The organism is Sphingobacterium cellulitidis, assembly GCF_043187465.1.
Classification (GTDB): Bacteria; Bacteroidota; Bacteroidia; order Sphingobacteriales; family Sphingobacteriaceae; genus Sphingobacterium; species Sphingobacterium cellulitidis.
Genome location: NZ_CP171136.1, coordinates 2,582,006 through 2,599,528, shown reverse-complemented (window position 1 = coordinate 2,599,528; position 17,523 = coordinate 2,582,006). Strand labels below are relative to the sequence as shown.

Genomic DNA, 17,523 nt, shown 5'->3' with positions numbered 1-17,523 from the left:
TTAAAAGCTAAAATTAACACCAAACATATACGACTTTGCAATAGGATAGTATCCTTGGTCAACACCCATATTCAATGGCGAACCACTGCCTATTTCTGGATCTAATCCTGTGTATTTTGTGAAGGTGAATAGATTATATGCACCTGCCCATAATCTCAACCTATCTATCCGAGCATTCTTAAACAGGGTAGAAGGTAGGGTATAACCCAATTGAATACTTTTAATCCTTAAGTATGATCCATCCTCAACCAACCAGTCCGATATTTGAAGGTTGTTCTGATTTGCAGCACTGATTTTAAATTGCGTATTACTAGGGTTAGTCGGTGACCAAGCTTCTGTCATCAAATCCTTAGGCGCATTATACCAACCAACACCAGATTTCATGTCTATTTTTGCGATGTTCATGATTTCATTACCATAGGTTCCTTGTCCTAGAACCTGTAAATCAAAGCCCTTGTAATCCGCTCCTAATCTAAAACCATAAGTCAATGTTGGAAAAGGATCGCCAATATCCGTACGGTCTAAGTTGTTGATGACTTGATCATTATTCAAGTCCACAAATTTTAAATCCCCAGGCCTAGCACCTTCTTGGAAATAATTGTCAACTTCTGCCTGGTTCTGGAAAATACCATCTGTTTTAAATCCATAATAATAACCAATTGGTTTGCCTTCTTCAGTCATGGTAGTGGAATAAGAAATCCATCCTCCACCTGTAATTGGCTCACCACCTCCTAAACTAAGAACCTTATTCTTAACCGTAGAAGCATTGGCTGCAATGCTATAACCAAATTCTCCAACCTTGTCTTTATAGGATATATCAAACTCCAATCCTGAGTTTTGAACTCCACCAGCATTCGACCACGGACTATTAGGAAAGCCTAAATAGGCCGGTAGTGGAACATTTAACAACATCCCATCTGTGGTTTTCTTATAATAATCAAAATTGAAATGTAACTTGTTCTGCAAGAAGGCCAATTCTAATCCGATATCCAATTGCTCTGTCTGTTCCCATTGGATCAAGGGATTTCCGATGTAATTACTTCCGCCAATTAATTGTGGATTGCGGGGGCCAAATAAATAATAACCCATATTTCCTGAATAGGTTGTTAAATAGGCTCCACCACCAATGTTCTGATTTCCTATCATACCCCAACTCAATCTCAACTTACCTGCATCTAACCAGGAAACATCATCCATAAAGTCTTCCTCTGAAAAATTCCATCCTGCAGAAACCGATGGAAATGTTCCCCATTTACGGCCTTCTCCAAAATTGGAAGAACCATCATACCGTAAATTCGCAGTAACCATATACCTGTTCTTATAAGAATAAAATGCTCTGCCGAAATATGAATTTAAGGCATTCTCCCATTTTGTTCCCGAAGCTTGGGGATTGATGGAACCAGCATTAATAATCCATTGGCTTGGATCATTGGATACTAAACCCTGACGCGATGCTCCTGAAGATTCTCCCTTCCATTGCTCTGCCGAGGTACCAACCATCAAGGACATCTTATGGTCTTCAATCTCCTTTTCATAGGTCAATGTATTCTCCCAAACGTAATAATTGGTCAACGAATTCGAAGCTCCTACTGTCGCATCGTTGTTGAATTGGTTCCCATTTAAATAATATTTTGGTAAGAAATAATTGGAAACTCCTCTTTGTAAATCAATCCCTAAACTACTTCTGAACTTTAACCATGGCATTATCTTTATATCCACAGCACCACCTCCTTTGATTGCAATCCCTTTCCAACGATTGTTCTTATAAATCTCCGTTTGTGCAACTGGATTTTCCTTATTCGTCATCAAAATTGGCCCATAGGAAGACCATGGATTATTGGGATCTATCCTGTCTAAAAATAAACCATCCTTTAAAAATGCTGGAATATCTTTAAGGTCTGTTCTATAAACCTGCGAAATTGGATCCGCAACAAAGGAAATAAATGCCGTATTAAAACCTGGGCTGCCCTCTAACACATTTCCTCGCCCTTCATTGATCAACCCAAAGTTTCCGGAAATAGACAACCATTCCCTCAAATTATGATTGAAATTTGTTCTCCAAGACATCCGATCATAATCCGAACCACTGATAATCCCTTCTTGATCCATATAACTGAAACTTGAACGATAAGCCAAATCTTTGATTCCACCCGAAATAGCTATATCATAGTTCTGAACCAAAGCATCTTTATTGTTGATTTCCTTCCACCAATTTGTCCCTTCCTCAGATCCTGTATTCGATTTTAAGAATTTCAAAACATCTGCCTTATCCTGATCTGTAAAATAGGGGTCTAATCCAGCATTGGTATTGGCTAAATTTTTATACTCCATAAATTCTTTGGCATTCATCATCTCATAGGTCTTAATGGGATTTTGAAACCCTAAATAACTATCAAATGATATTAGATTGCTGAGTTCATTACCACGTTGCGCACCTTTAGCAGTAGTTACCATAATGACCCCGTTAGCCGCTCTCGAACCATAAATCGCAGTTGCAGAAGCATCCTTCAATACTTCCATACTGATGATATCATTCGGATTTAACCAGCCAATATCACTCTGTGGCAATCCATCGACCACATATAATGGGTTATTGTCATTCACTGTACCAATACCGCGAATTCTTACTGCTGGCGGTGTACCTGGACTTCCTCCAGTTGATGTAACTTGAACCCCTGAAGTTTGACCTTGTAAGCCTTCCGTCGCATTCCGAATAGGCATATTCTTTAAATCCTCCCCATCAATTTTGGAAACAGCTCCCGTTAAATCTCTTTTCAATTGAGTACCATAGCCGACAACAACGACTTCCTCTAAATCATTGGAGCCTTCCTTCAAACTGACATTGACAACTGATCTACCCTCTAATAAAACCTCCTCAACTTGAAACCCCAATAAGGAAAAACTTAACGAAGTTGCTTCCGCTGGAATGGTCAATTCATACTCACCATTTTCATTTGTAGAGGTGGCAATGTTGCTGTTTATAACTTTCACGGTCACACCTATCAAAGCATTACCTTGGCTATCCGTTACTTTTCCAGAAACTGTTTGCTGTTTTGCTTCAACACTAGTTTCTGAACTTTCAGACCTTGTCTCTTTGCTATTTGAATTGATCTTCCGGATAATAATAGTTTTCCCTTTCATGGACCATGTCGCCGGTTTTCCCTTTAACAATGCACCCATCGTAGTCTTTAAATCTGCATTGTTCAATGCCGCACTGACTTTTAAATTTGCCAGATCTTTGCCATTAAGAAAATAGGAGTGGCCGGTTTGATTTTGAATGGTTTTCATGACTTCAATCAACGGAACCTCCTTTACGTGGATGGAAATTGATTGACCATAACTACTTGCAAATAATCTTAAACTGAAAACAAGCATTATGCAGATTACTAACCAACTCCGCTTCTTTATCCACCTCATTTTTTTGTATGGCTTCAGAAAGCCAAATCCATCATTTAAGTATTTCATGATTTAAATAGTTAGAATTATTAATTAGGTTATATTGAATCTCTATGACTCTTTTTCAAACTGCGGAAGGACAATAAGGTAGTTTTTGTTATCCTTTGACTCAAAATCAAATTTTACCCCCGCTTCTTCCAATATTTTGAGTAAATCCTGCAAGGGCTGATCCCGACTAAATTGACCGTAGAAATAGGTGTCAGGGATACCTTCTAGGTAGACGATTTCCAAATTATACCATCGGCTTAATTGTTTCATCGCCCCTTGCAAAGTTGTTTCATCAAAATAAAACATATTGTCTTTCCAGGCTATTTCACTCGAAACATCAATACTAGACTTTTCTAAAGCCCCATTTTGAAACCTGCTCTGCTCATTGGGAATCAGTGAAAGAGTTTGAAATGGGGAGTGAACATTGACCTTGCCTTCAACTAAGGTGGTCTTTATTTCTTCCGATGGAAAAGCATATACATTAAACTCTGTTCCAGTGACCTCAATTTGTTGCTGCTCACTTTTTACTCGGAAAGTACGCCTATGCCCAAGATCGTCCTGTAACTTTGCAACCTGAAAATAAGCCTCACCAACTAAGGTAACCTCCCGCTTATCAATAAAGGTTAATGGAAATTCTATTCTACTTTCAGAATTTAACCATATTTGGCTGCCATCCGCCAACTGAACTTTATAATGACCTGCTCGGGGAATCTCTATCCGAATTTGTTCTTCCTTTTTACTAATAGTCGATAAATCAGCAATTAATTCCCCATCAGCATAACTAAGCTTATTATCTGCATGGATGACCAACATATCTTTCTTCTCACTCAAAGCAATCTGTTCTCCATGGGGTAAGGTAAGGGTTGCCTGATATTTTCCAGGTAAGACCTGCGTCAAAGCAATTTGATTTTTTATTTTTATCTCCTCTTTATGATGGATATTCCAAACAAAAAATAAAACTATTATTATCGATGCTGCAGCGAACCATATCCAATATCTCTTCTTTTTTGTTTCCAGAACCTTTTTATCAGAAAGAGCATGAATCTTTTCAAAAGTCCTGTCAGATAATTTATTTATCCAATTTTCCTGATCCTGATTCTCTAACTCGATCCATTGTAAGGCTTCTTCAAACAATTGGTCATGCTGATTCAACTCCTCGATAAATTGCTTGCGTTTTGGATGTTGTTCAACCCATTTATTCAGTTCCGATTTCTCCTGATCTGTAATAGATTCATCAAACAACTTCTTTATTAGTTGCGCAATATATACTGCTTGGTTTATCATGATTTAAGTTTCTATATTGAATACGGAAAACTCTTTCACATCTTAGCAGTTTTTTTTATATTTATTTATAAACCTATTAATCAGTTGATTAGTATAGGGATTAGAATCAAACTTCAAACTATTTTTATGCTGAATTATTTTTTACGAGTATCCTATTCTCTTTTTCTTCTTTCGTTAATAAGTCTATTCAATCCTGTATTTGGGCAAAATTCACCCAAATTAATTATCAGGTCCGATGATATAGGGTCATTCAACGCAGCGAATCAAGCTATTATTGAAACTTATAAAAATGGAATTACAACCTCCGTTGAATTGATGGTAAACTGTCCTTGGGCAGTGGAAGCAGTAAAAATGCTGGAAGAAAATCCTAATCTTGATGTAGGTGTTCACTTAATGATTACCAGTGAATGGGAAAATTGTAAATGGAGACCCTTGACCCCCGCAAAAAGCATTGTGGATGAATATGGAAATTTCTACTCCTTTATTTATCCAAATAAAGATGTGCCTAATGCTTCAATTCAAGAACATCAATGGAAGTTGGAGGATATTGAAAAAGAATTTAGAGCTCAAATTGAATTAGCTAGAAAAATGATCCCTAGAATATCGCATATCTCCACCCATATGGGGTCCGGAAATTGGAATCCGCAGGTTAAAAAAATGGTCGAAAAACTTTCTAAAGAATACAATTTACCTCAAGACCAAGATTATATTTTTGAAATGTTCCCTAACCTAGACCTAAAAAGTAAAGCCTCTGTCGAAGATAAAATCATTGCTTTCCTTGCTGCTTTGGATGAATTGAAAGATGGAAAAACCTATTTGTTTGTAGAACACCCTGGATTGGATGTCAGTGAAATGGAAAATGTAGGCCATGAAGGCTATAGAAATGTGCGTGATGATAGGAGTGATGTCACTAAAATCCTTCTGGACCCCCGAATTAAAGAAAAAATCCAAAATTTAGGAATTCAATTAGTTGATTTTAAATCCCTGAAACCAAATGTCAATTGGTGAAATCTATGCTAATTAGCACAAATTAAGGGGAAAGATAGTAGTAGTAAATGGAAATAAAGGCAATTGCTGATATCCAAATTTTATATAAATAATGCATTAATCGATAATCTCCAGTCACATACCAGTTTGTGAAGATAACTGCGCTGTATAAAAATAAAATTACTCCAAAGAATACGATGATAACCATAAAAATCAATCAATAAAATATGTTCAAACCATTTTAATAATTTGAGCTCAAGATTTCTAAAATCCAGTTTGAGATATCAATTGCAAATATACTAAAATTAATTATTGAGAAAATGAAGTTGCTAAAAAGTTTTAATTCTTTTATTATTTTAATAATTGTTAAATGAAGGTTTGGAAATATACTATTACAATAAATTATACTTACATCTTTGAATTTAGTATATTCGCATCTCTAAAATCAACGTTTTAGGATAAATATGAAACTTAATAGCAATCACAAAATTACTTTGCTTGACAAATTGTTCCTTTCAATTTTTGTCCTGAATATTTTTAATTACTTCCTTTTTGAAAAAACTTTAATCCCGCTTAATATTATAGTAATCTTCTTTCTAATCGGTCTATTAGCCTTTTTTATTTTTAGAAAAACACGATTATTTAAAAATACGGGAAAGTTTGAAGCTTTATTTTATAGCATCATAATTTCAGGTTCCTACCTGACTTTTTTGTTCTTGTCCTTGAATTATTTCCTATGTTCTCCAGTTACTCAGGTAAATACCTATAAAGTAAAATGTAAGATCAATAAACTTTTAATTTCCCAGGACCATCATCTTGAAGCTCCCAAAGTTGTAAAAGCTGAGTTCTCAGCAAATTGCCACAAGAGGATTGGACTTTCAGAAGATATTAGAAAACAAACGTCCCACCCAGATTCTTTAGATATCCACTTATCAAATGGATTGTTTGGAATTCCCGTCATCAAAAAAGTTGAATTTGGTAAAAAATCAGCTTCTTAAAAGCTGTTTTCAAACCAAGCTCCATCTAACTCACTACCAAAGAAATATAAAATTCCACCATAATTATCCTTTGTAATTGGGGCAGTAATATAGCTTATTACCGTTTTTAATGGATTTGGATCTGTGAGCTCCAATTCGGTATCATCAAATATATTATAGGAAATAGAGGCCGTTTCTAAAATAATCGATTGTTCCTCTGTTAACGTCTTGTTATCTAGATAGTTGTATAAGGCGGGTTTTACCTTGTTCTCATCAAAATCAGATTGTACCAAAATTAAAGCCTTGCGACCCCAGCTTATGTTTGAAATATAAATTAAATCATCATTTTTTAAAGCCTTAATTTCTTGTACATAGTTATTGATTGCATCAGTAAAAAGATCGAGATATAAATCAAATAATGGAATTTCATACTCAATCAAAATATTTGACTTGGCCATCTTGGCTTTGGGGTCCAATCCAAACCATTTAGAAAAATCCATCTTCTGGCCGAATCGAATGTTTAATTCATTATATGATTGTATGGACCAAAGTGAAAAAACTGCCCCTCCCGCAGTGGTAGTTGGAAGACCTGCCGAATTAAACTCATCAATTATGATTTTATTCATATTCGACTTGCTCGGAATGATCGCAGGATATTCATATTTAAAGGTCGAGGATATAGCTTGTAGTTTCTGATTGGTTTTCATTTTAACAAACTCATGCTTCTCCGTATTTATTGATTTTTTACTGATAATAGCCCCTAAGAATATCTCATCAGGATTTTTGCCGTAGATTTTTGTAGACTTTTGTTGCCCTATTAGTTGACTGCTAATTGTTAAACTAATTAACACGAATATTATTCCTAATCTCATAATCTATTTCTTTATTGGATTGAATACAAAATTTCTCCTTAACCAAATCAATTTTGAACTGTTTGTACCATCTTTATCTAAGAAAATAGTATAATCAGTCAAAGCGTATTGTTGCCCAATACTCAGATTACTGTGCAGTTTGTTGTTTAGACTTTTTTTATAAAAACTAATCTCCACATTTAATGTCGAGTCTGTATTTCTTGTGGCCCAGGTTTTCCAGGTCTTTGCACTTGCGTCATAGGTCTGTAATTCATCTTCGTTCCACTTGATTTGGTAGGATTCATCTGGCATCTTGCTCCGATAAACAAACATGGAATCTTCCTTGACTAAAATAGAATCCATTTTAAAATATGTAACACGGTTTCCGAAATGTACTTTAACATCACCTTCCGTTAAATCCTTTACAGAATTGCCATTGTGAAACTCCCTGAATTCAGCATTCTTCTCCGAAGAGTATTGATATAAAACTGATTTTGGCTTTTTGGGAGGTTCAGGTTCTGGATCTGGATCAGGATCTGGAGTAGGTTTTGGATCTGGCTGTACTTGCTCAATTTCTTTCGGACCACATGATTGGATACTAGTAACCCCAATTAAAATAGGTATAATAAAGCAAAATAAACGTAACGTATTGAATCTTAATATCATATCTTAGATTTATTCCAACAATAGTTAATGTCGCAACGGTAAATTGAAATAAATATAAAAAAAATTTCTACATATTTAAAATTTTTAAAAACAAATAGCTGATTCTGTATTAATAAATCAGCTATTTGTTATTAATTATGTTAATTTGTTGTTAATAATATATTAAATTATTTAATCTAATTATTTTTCTCTTTTAACAAAATAATCAATCCAAATCGGTGCAAAAGGAGAGGTGCATCCCTTTGAAACCGGATAATCTTTGTATACTTCCAATCTATTTCCTATTTCTAAAGCTTTGTCTCGATAGGATGGATGGTTTATTCCAATTTGAACCAAAGCACTATTCATTGTCCACTGCACCTCTGCTGGAGCCGACTTTAAATGTTTTTCTATATAAGTCAACAATTTTGGAATATCCTCTAATTCTGGTTGACGGGTTAGATTACCAGCTATTAGACTCCATGCTAAGCGTTGTAACATCAAATTATCCGCATGTTCCCACTCTTTACGCAAAGTTTGCTTATCCCGATAGTCCTTAATTATATAACTATACAACCAATCGATAACATTGGCAAAGTTCTCCGATGATACCATCGCCGTTAATTGCTCATTATTCAGTTGTTTCGGGTCTAAAATAAGGATAGCCACACATCTTGCCTCCATATTTCCTGTAGCCCACAATTCTAATCCTAAGGCTTGATCTTTTTTGATCTTTGCCGCAATCTTTCTTACATCACCCATTTTGGTACCAAACTGATTGTCTCCAGCACCTCGCTTTTTATTCTGTGCAATTAATTTATCCGAACCCAAGGATTTTAATTCATCCAATACAGCTTGCTTTGTCATTGTTGCCATGGAAAATATGATTTTATGTTTTTCTTCTTTTCTAATTAACTTAAATATAAAAATAACTTAAAGCATTCTTACATTTTGTTATGGTACCTAAATAAAAAAACTCCTTAGGCGGGGAGCCTGAGGAGTTTTTAACTAACCAATTATTAACCTAAATTATGAAATTTAGTAAGTATTAATCAATCTCCATGCCGAAAGATAATTTAATATTTCCTTTAACGATTTTTAACATTTAAATATTGAGTAACAATAAAAATTAGCTAAAACCCTCAATTTATCTCTTATTTTTTAATGGCTAAAATTAAACCTGACAAAAATTCTGTAACATGACAGTTTGCCAAATTGTACATTTTATGCAATCAATTCGCCCGTTAGATTATTTAAATCCTTAACATCTTTCTCACATGAAATATATCGCTTAATTGGACTCTCCATCTCCTCAGCATTCGAATTCTTCTGGAAATCTATGATATAACCCTTCTGATCCATACTCGTATAATAAACTACATCCCCTCTATTTAATTCCTTCACATTATAAACCATAATTTTTTTGTTTACAGAATTGATATGAATCCATTGATCAATCTTCTTTGCTGTCAACCAGCCTGTAACCGTAGCTTGATAATGTTGGTTGATCGGATATTCTAGATAGTTTACTAAATAACAGTAATTCGTGAAATCAATCTCATATGGAAATAATAATAAACTGGTTTTTTGGTCTATTCCCACAAGCTTGATGATAATACTGTATTCGTTCTTGTTATACATATGGCAAAAATCCGTACATGCAGCCTTGACTTCAGAGTATTCAGGCCCCTCTATAACTATCCCTTTATCATTAGGAATTAATGGATAATCATTTTCGGAAAAAACTCCCGGAGAGGAATTGGTCTTACCATTAAACCAGCTAAAACCAAGTGCAATGATTACTATAGCAATGATGACTATACTCATAATTGGACTCATAGGTTAATAAATAATTATTGGTTTGAATGAATTCAAATAGAATTTGTTTCACCTAAAATTATAAATAAAATATTGATAATAAAATATTTAACAATAATTCAGTCTTATTGCCTAATAATCCTTATTCTATTGTAATTTTTAGTAAATCATATTTCGCCTGCCAAAGGTCCTGGCAACTTTTTAAATATTCACTATTCGCCTTGTTAAACTCGGTCAATAGGATCCGACCAGCTTGATACGACTCCAATTTTTCAGCCTTATTTTGCGCCGAGAGATCCTTGATCTCTTCAAGGCTTTTTATCCTTTTATTTTGTGAATTTATTTTTGACGATTTCTGCTTTAAATCAATTGCGTCGCTATCCTTTGCTTCATTCAATTGGTTCCTGAAAATCTTCTCATTTAATGCTGCCTGGCGAACTGATGCTGAATTTGTAAAATAGGCAGAAATAGGAATTTTTAAACCCAAGTTCGCATAACTATAGCCATACCAATAATTCTTATTGACAATGTTAAAACTGTTGCTGAAGTATTGACCTCCATAATACGCATTGAAAGATAAACTAGGCAAGGCTTGTCTTTTAATTCCTTCCAATTGTATTTGAGCTAACTGTTCATCCAAGCTAATAAGTTGTTGATCGAAATTTTCCTCTCCAATGGAGTCAGTCAAACTTACTATTTCTTCAATGTTATTTTTTAAAACAGAAATACGCTCTAGCGGATAATATCGACCTAATTCCAAGTTAGCCTCTTCCAAAATGGACCACGACTCATGTATATTTATTCGTTTTCTAAGCAACTCCTGTTGCGAAACTATATATTCCGACGAACTCAGTCGACCTGCTTCATAACGATCCTTATTGACGTTATTAATCTCCGCATATAAAATACTATCAGCCAATGCCGCTTTATATTGCTCAGTCGCTAAAACAATCGAAGCATACGCCAAAGTCGCATTAATTTTCCACTCTTGCTTGGATTGTAGTTCGGATACCTTAGCCTTCTCTAGATTTATTTGGTCCTCCTTTCTTTGACTGCGCTTAGTAGGATTGAAAAGATCCCATTCTAATTGGATTCCCGCCTTGGAATTCCATTTTGTCGAAAACTTTAATGGTAAAATTGCGCCTTCATCTGCTTTGGGATCAAAGGCAATGGCTGGAACCGGAGTGGTAGGAATAATCAAATTCCGTTGCAAGTTTACATCCCCATAAATTACTGGGATTCGCTCTGATTTCCTGATTCTTAATTGCTCCTCTTGAACCTCCCGATTCAATCTCTTTTCCTGAATGGAATAGGTCTTGTCAACTTCATTCCATAATTCCTGAATACTGAGTTCCTGAGCATTTGAAATAGAAATCCCAGTTAATATAATTAGTATAGATATGATGATTCTGTTCATGTTAAAATACTGAAGCTGGTTCTAATTTTGATATTTTCCGGACAGCAAATAGGGAGCCCCCAACAGAAATGATCATCGTAACTAAGAGTAAAAACAAAGCAAATGGCAAACTCACATTGATATTTAAACCACTTTTTTCTACCCCAAATTTAAATCCATAAATCAATAGCATAGCTAATCCATAACCGATTGATGCATAAAGAAATGCCTGCGCGATTATCAACCGATTGACAAACTTGTTTTTTGCCCCAATAGCCTTTAACGTTCCATAATCTTTGATGCGATCCAATGCAGAAGAATACAAGGTTAATCCAATAATGAAAAAACCAGAAATCATCGCAAATACAACCAAGGTCCCAAAGCTCATCCCCATATTTGAAGAAATCAAAATCTCCTTTACCGTCGATGATCGTAATTTTTCAGCATCCCAAGCTCTTAAATGTGGGAAGTTCTGATTAATCATCTCCATCATTTCCTTTTTATCTTGTCCTTCTGTCAATTTTGCTATGATTAAACTAACCTTATTATTTGAAAAATTGCCTAGAATCCTCGCGTTATCTAATGTAGTGTACATAAAACTAGCACCAAACGCCTGCGCATTCCTTGTAATAACTGCCAACTTAGCACTCTTTCCATTGATCTCAATAGGCTTGTTAAGATATAAACTGGTTTCCCAAGTCCTACCATTAAAATATTCCGCACTTACCGCATTAGGTTGTAATAAATCCTGAACTGCTCCACTGTCAATTCTGGAAGCAATCGGTCCCATGATAAAGTCGGGGGCAGGGGCTCCAACTAAAGTAACAGCCGCAGTTTTACCGTCTAAAAACGTAGCTTGTGCATTCGCTAATATAATAGGGATAGTCTTCGCAATTCCTTGGATACTGCCTATTTCCTGGACCGCTCGTTGATCAATACTATTGATCGAATTCACATTCCTACTCTGGGATTCAATGATCCATATATCATTCTTTTCAATGGGGGCATTGTTGACCAAATTTCCCATTAAGCCCATCAAGAAAAATAATAAACTCAATTGCTGACCAATCAAAAACACACTGATCACAATGGCTGTAATAATTCCAAAGCTCTTGGCTCGATCAAAACGAATGAATTTCCAAGCTAATCCCAGCATATTCCTAAATTTTTATCCTGCATTCAACTTTCGAATTTATTAGTAGTGATGAATTGCTATCTGGCTCAATCCTAATCCGCCTTACTCTGCGGTCTTCGGCTTCATTGGATGTCTCAAATAAAATTGATTTGTTCATTAAGGTAGGACTGACGTAAATTATCTTGCCCTTGCCAATAACAGCTGTTTTTCCAACTAAATTAATATCAACAAGCTGACCTACTTCAACACTGTCTGCAAACAATTCATCAACCTCAGCCTCTATGATGATATTTTGGTTATTTACAATTTTTCCCAAATCATCTGTGCTATTCACAGTTTGTCCCAATTGAACATTGAGTTCTGAAATAATCCCTTTTTTTAGCGCTGTTACCTGAAAGTCTTTTAAATTTTCCCTATTCTTTGATATAACAATCGACTGTTCCCTTTCTGATGCTTGATTTGCTCGAATCTGGCTTTTGAGACCCGCAATTAATTCTTGCTGTTGCTTTAAATTTGAAAGATCCTTTTGGGCATTCTCTTTTGTTTCAGCATTTCTCTCATAAAGTGCCTTCGTAATCTCATATTTTGACCTCAATTCCTCAAGAATAATCTCCTCCTTCGCTAAATCACTGATACTGGATTGATGTTGCGCTTTTAAACTCTCAAGTTGAGCCTCCGATTGCTTTATGTCCAATCCAACACTGCTCTCTTTCAATTTCATTAATATTTCTCCTTCTTCCACCTCGTCACCTTCTTTCACAAAAATTTCCTTCACTTCAGCGTTAATTGCTGAACTTATTTGAACCCAACCATCTTTAGGTAGGACTTTTCCGATAGCAATAACATGCTGGTATACTGGACTTACTGCCGCTTGATTTTCTTTAGTTTTCTCCTTTTCTGCATTGTTGCAGCCAAAAAGTCCTAAAAATAGCATCGAATAAGCCAAGACACCTAGGCTATTTATAATCTTCCTCATTTCGAATTTTGTTTGAAACATTTCCTTCTTCTACATAGATCACCTGGTCAGCAAATTTTCTCAACCTTAAATCATGCGTCACTATGATGACGGCTTTTCCATCCTTTGACAGTTCTTTTAATTCCTCCATAATAACTGCGGCACTTTTCGCATCTAAGGAAGCCGTAGGCTCATCACATAATATCATCGTTGGGTTGGTCACTAATGCTCGTGCAATGGCTACTCGCTGCTTCTGACCTCCACTCAACTTTTTTGGTAAATTATGTAAACGATCAGATAAACTTACAGCTTCCAATGCCTGTAGGGCTATTTCCTTTGCTTCTTTTCTATTAATGCCTTGCAACAATAAAGGTTGCATTACATTTTCTAAAGCAGTTAGTGGTTCTAATAAATTGAATTGCTGAAATACAAATCCTATATCATGTAAGCGAAGATCAGCAAGCCGATTCTCCGATAAACTAGTGACTTCTTTGTCTTTATAGTAAACTTTTCCTGAACTTGGATAGATAATACAACCAATAATGGACAATAGGGTCGTCTTTCCCGAACCCGAAGGCCCCATGATTAAGGTTAATTTGTTGGACTCGAAACTTAAACTGCTCTTCGCTAAGGCAGTGATACTTGTGTCTCCAGTCTTGTAAATCTTATCTACATTTTCCAGTCGGACAATTTCTTCAGACATGTTTTTCAGGCTTTGCCCCTAAATTTAGCCAAGAATTAGCCTTTCCCCAAAACATACAGCCTTTTTCTTTATTATAAATAGCAATTCCTTTTAAAAAACCTTAACTTCATTACCTAATATCTTATTTGCCAATTCAAATCTGATAAACCTAACACCATGAATATTCTATTCAAAACTTCAATTTGTGCTGTCATTTTATGGCTAGGAACCTTAAATGTACATGCTCAACCTTATATCCAAAACAAAGCCCCACTCTTGCAAAAACCTTTTATGGAGTTGCCTCTCGGTGCCATTAAACCCCAAGGATGGCTGAAGGAAATGCTAAATGCCCAAAAAAACGGTGCCACAGGACATTTAGATAAATTATATCCTTTGGTCATGAATGACCGGAATGGTTGGTTGGGTGGTGACGGAGACCAGTGGGAGCGAGGACCTTATTGGATTGATGGATTATTACCCTTGGCATATCAATTAGACGACAAATCTTTAAAAGCTAAAGCTCAACGTTGGGTTGAATGGGCGCTCCAAAGCCAATCTGAAGATGGATATTTTGGCCCAGCTAAGGATTATGACCACGAACCTGGTATTCAAAGAAATAACTCCCATGATTGGTGGCCAAAAATGGTAATGCTCAAAATCTTACAACAATACTACTCAGCTACTGAGGACAAAAGAGTCTTGAACCTATTTACCAAATATTTCCATTATCAACTCAAAACCCTGGATGAAAAACCTTTAGGACATTGGACTTTCTGGGCAGAATACCGTTCTGCTGACAATCTGCAAGCAGTTTATTGGTTGTATAATATTACTGAAGACCCCAAACTACTCGAGCTAGCAGAAATTCTCCATGCTCAAGGATTTGACTTCACTCAAAAGTTCCAGCAAAGAAACATGTTGGCAACTTTCAGAAGTATTCACTGTGTAAATCTTGCCCAAGGACTTAAGGAACCCGTTATTTATTATCAACAAAGTAAAGATCCTAATCATCTCGTTGCTGTGAAGCAAGGATTAGCTGATATTAAATTGTTTAATGGACAAGCACAAGGCATGTTTGGTGGAGATGAAGCTTTACATGGTAGCAATCCAACACAAGGATCTGAACTCTGCTCAGCCGTAGAATTGATGTTCTCCTTGGAGAAAATGCTGGAAATAACAGCCGATGTAGGATTTGCTGAACATCTCGAAAAAATAGCTTTTAATGCAATGCCAACTCAGATTTCAGACGATTTTATGCGTCGCCAATATTTCCAGCAAGCCAATCAAGTCCAAATTACACGGCAGATGTATAACTTCGATGTCAACCACCAAGGAACTGATGTAGTCTTTGGATTATTAACTGGTTACCCTTGCTATACATCCAATATGCACCAAGGTTGGCCAAAGTTTACTCAAAACCTCTATTATGCTACAGCAAATAAAGGTGTTGCTTCTATGATTTATGCACCCTCTTCAGTTCTAGTAAAAGTCGGTCAACTTGGAAAATCCGTACAAATTTCCCAAGAGACTTTTTATCCCTTTGAAAGTAAGATAAACTTGAAAATAAATCATCGCGAAAAATTACTCGAATTTCCCTATCAACTGCGCATTCCTACATGGACAAAAAATCCTAAAATCCTAATCAATGGAAAAGAAATTGAAATGGATGCTAAACCTGGGACGGTAGTCGAAGTGAAACGGGAATGGAAAAATAATGATATCATGACCCTGGATTTTCCTATGGAACTAAATTATGAAACCTACCATGAAGGATCTCGTGCAATTGAAAGAGGACCGCTTGTTTTCGCCCTCGATATTCCCGGAGAAGAAAAAGAAGTATTCTTAGCAGATAATGAAAAGGTTGCTTACGGTGATTCTTTCATTGAAGTAAGACCCAAAGCAGATTGGAATTTTGGACTTCCTCTATTCAATAAAAAAGATATGAATTCCCTTTTTCAGCTATCTGAATCCGCTAATCCTAATAAACTAAATCCCTGGAATCGTGAAAATGCACCATTAGCATTAATGGTGAAAGCAAGGCAGTTGCCTTTCTGGAAATTGTACAACGGCATGGCTGGTCCATTGCCTTCGGCTGATATGTACGGCTTGAATTTAAATGACCTTAAAGAAGTGGAAATCCGATTGATCCCCTATGGTTGTACAACGCTAAGAATCTCGCAATTTCCAATGCTTAGAAAGTAAAATACCTAACCCTGAAATAATGAAAATAAATTCCTCACAAAGATTAGAATCCCTCGATATATTGAGAGGTCTTGATCTATTCCTTCTGGTTTTTTTACAGCCTATCCTCATGGCAATTGGGAAATTATGGAATAATTCAACTTACCATGCCGTATTAACTCAATTTGAGCATGTGGAATGGGAAGGATTTAGACTCTGGGACCTTATTATGCCCCTTTTCTTGTTTATGACTGGGATAACAATTCCATTCTCTCTTGATAAAAAAATAGGAAATGATAGCCCCGACGTTTATCGTCATATCGTTCGAAGATTTTTGATTTTATGGATCATTGGAATGGTCGTGCAGGGCAATATTCTCGCTTTTGACTGGCATGTCTTGAGGTTATATTCCAATACCCTTCAAGCTATTGCAACGGGTTATTTATTTACCTCCATTGCTTATTTACATTTTAATTTTAAAAAGTTAATCGGCTTAGGACTCTCGCTGCTTATTATTTATTCCATTCCAATGTCCACTTGGGAAGGTTATGAACCTAATTATAACTTCGCAATTTATTTGGACAAAATGTTCTTGCAGAATTTTATGGATGGGGTGAGTTGGCAAGGTGATGAATGGATATTTTCAGAACATTATCATTATACCTGGATTTGGAGTAGTTTAACATTCGTCGTAACGGTGCTCATGGGCTGTTTAACAGGCAAGGTTATTAAAGATGGTAAAGATGTTGATCCTAATGGAACTACCATCAAGTTGGTCATCGCCGCTGTAGTATGTATTGTAGTCAGTTTGATTTGGAATTATCAGCAACCTATAATAAAAAAAATCTGGACAGGTAGTATGACCTTGTTTTCTGGAGGGATTTGTATCCTTCTGATGGCGATTTTCTATTATATTATTGATGTTCAAAAAAATAAAAAGCCTTTCCGTTGGTTAAAAATTTATGGTATGAACTCCATTGTTGCTTATGGATTAGCCGAAGTGATCAACTTCAGAAGCCTGGTTCACTCATTGACCTTTGGCTTAGAAGAGCATTTTCCAGATTACTCCAACTTAATTCTTACCGTTGGCAATTATGGAATCGTTTTGATTATTTTGATTATGCTTTATAAGAGGTCAATTTTTGTAAAAATTTAATCGAATACCTTA

General features: G+C 35.7%; 13 protein-coding genes. 3 read left to right on the top strand and 10 right to left on the bottom strand.

What is annotated here, in order from left to right:
- Together ACF3OC_RS11545 and ACF3OC_RS11540 are read right to left on the bottom strand one after the other, a co-directional pair.
- Positions 1-3,465: a SusC/RagA family TonB-linked outer membrane protein gene (locus tag ACF3OC_RS11545; protein WP_392469247.1), complete on the bottom strand. Its 3,465-nt coding sequence runs from the start codon at positions 3,463-3,465 to the stop codon at positions 1-3.
- 42 nt (positions 3,466-3,507) lie between these two features.
- Positions 3,508-4,728 carry a FecR family protein gene (locus ACF3OC_RS11540; RefSeq protein WP_392469246.1) on the bottom strand — a complete coding sequence of 407 codons (1,221 nt, stop codon included), beginning with the start codon at positions 4,726-4,728 and terminating at the stop codon, positions 3,508-3,510.
- Positions 4,729-4,854: 126 nt separating this feature from the next.
- Between ACF3OC_RS11540 and ACF3OC_RS11535 the strand changes: the two genes are divergently transcribed.
- Positions 4,855-5,736 (top strand): ChbG/HpnK family deacetylase, encoded by an 882-nt coding sequence (locus tag ACF3OC_RS11535; protein WP_392469245.1) that lies wholly within the window; start codon positions 4,855-4,857, stop codon positions 5,734-5,736.
- Positions 5,737-6,709: 973 nt separating this feature from the next.
- Here the strand turns inward: ACF3OC_RS11535 and ACF3OC_RS11530 are convergent.
- The 8 genes from ACF3OC_RS11530 to ACF3OC_RS11495 form a co-directional block, all read right to left on the bottom strand.
- On the bottom strand, positions 6,710-7,564 hold the full coding sequence (locus ACF3OC_RS11530; RefSeq protein ID WP_392469244.1) for a hypothetical protein: 855 nt from the start codon (positions 7,562-7,564) through the stop codon (positions 6,710-6,712).
- 3 nt (positions 7,565-7,567) lie between these two features.
- Positions 7,568-8,209: a hypothetical protein gene (locus tag ACF3OC_RS11525; RefSeq protein ID WP_094281895.1), complete on the bottom strand. Its 642-nt coding sequence runs from the start codon at positions 8,207-8,209 to the stop codon at positions 7,568-7,570.
- A gap of 180 nt (positions 8,210-8,389) precedes the next feature.
- Positions 8,390-9,064: a DNA alkylation repair protein gene (locus tag ACF3OC_RS11520; RefSeq protein WP_256962576.1), complete on the bottom strand. Its 675-nt coding sequence runs from the start codon at positions 9,062-9,064 to the stop codon at positions 8,390-8,392.
- A gap of 348 nt (positions 9,065-9,412) precedes the next feature.
- Complete coding sequence (locus ACF3OC_RS11515) at positions 9,413-10,015, bottom strand: hypothetical protein (protein ID WP_094281893.1); 603 nt, start codon at positions 10,013-10,015, stop codon at positions 9,413-9,415.
- Between the two features lie 133 nt (positions 10,016-10,148).
- The gene (locus ACF3OC_RS11510; RefSeq protein WP_392469243.1) at positions 10,149-11,423 is read right to left on the bottom strand and encodes a TolC family protein; all 1,275 of its coding nucleotides are present in this window, start codon (positions 11,421-11,423) and stop codon (positions 10,149-10,151) included.
- 1 nt (position 11,424) lies between these two features.
- On the bottom strand, positions 11,425-12,558 hold the full coding sequence (locus ACF3OC_RS11505; RefSeq protein ID WP_094281889.1) for an ABC transporter permease: 1,134 nt from the start codon (positions 12,556-12,558) through the stop codon (positions 11,425-11,427).
- A 4-nt stretch (positions 12,559-12,562) separates the two neighbouring features.
- On the bottom strand, positions 12,563-13,513 hold the full coding sequence (locus tag ACF3OC_RS11500; RefSeq protein ID WP_392469242.1) for an HlyD family secretion protein: 951 nt from the start codon (positions 13,511-13,513) through the stop codon (positions 12,563-12,565).
- Entirely contained in the window at positions 13,494-14,195 is a 702-nt protein-coding gene (locus ACF3OC_RS11495) for an ABC transporter ATP-binding protein (RefSeq protein ID WP_392469241.1), read from the bottom strand. Before ACF3OC_RS11495 ends, ACF3OC_RS11500 begins: the two co-directional genes overlap by 20 nt.
- 156 nt (positions 14,196-14,351) lie before the next feature.
- Between ACF3OC_RS11495 and ACF3OC_RS11490 the strand changes: the two genes are divergently transcribed.
- Both ACF3OC_RS11490 and ACF3OC_RS11485 read left to right on the top strand, forming a co-directional pair.
- Positions 14,352-16,376 (top strand): beta-L-arabinofuranosidase domain-containing protein, encoded by a 2,025-nt coding sequence (locus tag ACF3OC_RS11490; RefSeq protein WP_392469240.1) that lies wholly within the window; start codon positions 14,352-14,354, stop codon positions 16,374-16,376.
- 19 nt (positions 16,377-16,395) lie between these two features.
- On the top strand, positions 16,396-17,511 hold the full coding sequence (locus ACF3OC_RS11485; RefSeq protein WP_392469239.1) for an acyltransferase family protein: 1,116 nt from the start codon (positions 16,396-16,398) through the stop codon (positions 17,509-17,511).
- The last annotated feature ends 12 nt before the right edge of the window (positions 17,512-17,523 follow it).